At 46.9% G+C, this 1,711-nt stretch carries 2 protein-coding genes; both read left to right on the top strand.

Annotated elements, in window-relative coordinates:
* Positions 1–1,263, top strand: a 1,263-nt coding sequence (locus HMPREF2952_RS09570; RefSeq protein ID WP_070695604.1) for a PEP/pyruvate-binding domain-containing protein, incomplete at its 5' end; no start/stop codon positions are given.
* A gap of 90 nt (positions 1,264–1,353) precedes the next feature.
* A partial coding sequence (locus HMPREF2952_RS09565) for a histidine phosphatase family protein (RefSeq protein ID WP_141754818.1) occupies positions 1,354–1,711 on the top strand: 358 nt, incomplete at its 3' end.

The raw sequence follows: 1,711 nt of genomic DNA, 5'->3' as shown, positions 1-1,711 counted from the left end.
AAGGTGCCCCATCAACCATTAAATCCGTATACCCTTATTTTGAAAGAGGTTCCCCTAGAGCTGCCACCTGTGGCAGGGATTATCAGCGAGAAACCATCTACTGCACTATCGCATGTGAATGTATTGGCACGCGGCTGGGGGATTCCCAATATTTACCTTAAAGACGCAGAAAAAATCCTAGCCCCATATATTGGCCGTCGTATCGAATTTGAAGCGACTGCTAAGCAATACCGAATTGTCCAAACCAACCGGAACACTACCAGTAAAAGCTTTTCAGACGGCCTTACCCTGCCCCAACCTGATGTTTCCGATTATGGCCTTAGGGCTTTGTCAAACCTGCGCCGTGATGACAGCCGTTACTGCGGCAGTAAGGCTGCCAACCTCGGTCATATCCGCGCCCATATTAAAGGTAGTAATGTACCTGACGGATTCTGCATTCCGTTTGCCTATTATCAAGCCATGATGGATAGGCTGGGTATTAATGCAACAACACTGGCCCAAATCGAAACACAAAGTGATGGAGACAACCGCAAGCGCCGTACTGCTTTACTCACGCTGCAGAAAAAAATTACCGATGCCGAAATCCCGTCGGAATGGAAACATAAATGGGCTGAGCAATGGCGCAATCAATTAAACAGCAAAGGCGTGTTTGTCCGCAGCTCCTCTAATTCCGAAGACCTACCCAATTTCAGCGGCGCAGGGCTGTACACCACCGTGCCAAATGTTACCGATGAAAACGCGTTGGCCGAAGCAGTGAAGCAATCTTGGGCTTCTGTTTTCAATTACAGTGCATACGAAGCCCGCCGTATTGCCGGATTGCCTCACGATAGCGTGAAAATGAGTGTCTTTGTGCAACAAAGCATCAATGCAGATCTCTCCGGCGTGTTGGTTACCATCAATCCTTATGATATTGCTCAGAAAAATAGCGCCTACATTGCCGCCAAACGCGGGTTGGGTATTCGTGTCGTTGAAGGCAAACGGGTAGCCGAACAGGTGGTCTATAACCGTCGCAATGATTCTGTACAACGTCTCAGCTCCTCTAATGAAACCACAGCGTTGCAACTGGATAAAAATGGTGGAGTACGGGAGGTGCCTGTAACCAGTGGCAATGTGATGAATCAAGAACAAATCCGTCGCCTTGACCAAACCGGCCAACAAATCAAACAGCTATTTGCCAATGGCGAGCAGGATATCGAATGGGCGTTTGACAATGGTAAGCTTGTTATCCTCCAAGCACGACCGTATCTAAACGGTACACGTTAAAGTAAAAGGCCGTTTGAAATTATCGTTTCAGACGGCCTTTGCATCATAAGTTAGTTATACCCTATACTTCCAGATCTCCAAGGAACTATGATGTCAAAACAACTCACTTTTTATTTTATTCGCCATGGCCGTACCCAATGGAACGAACAAGAGCTTTTGCAGGGATCAGGCAATTCACCACTGACCGAACAAGGAATTACAGGAGCTCAGAAAACCGGGGCGGCGCTACAACAAGTAGAATTTACCGCTGCTTATTCCAGCATTTTACAACGTGCCATTGATACGGCTGGCCATATTATCGGTCAGCGTCCTATTCCTCTTTTTCAGCACTGTGGACTAAATGAGCAATCTTTTGGAAGTTGGGAAGGTATGCAGATCACTGACCTACGGAAGTTAACCGAATTTAAACAACTGACCAATGACCCGGCAGCTTATAAAGCATTAAGCA

The sequence above is a fragment of the Neisseria sp. HMSC068C12 genome (assembly GCF_001814095.1).
Lineage (GTDB): Bacteria > Pseudomonadota > Gammaproteobacteria > Burkholderiales > Neisseriaceae > Neisseria > Neisseria perflava.
This window is presented reverse-complemented; position numbering and strand designations above follow the sequence as displayed.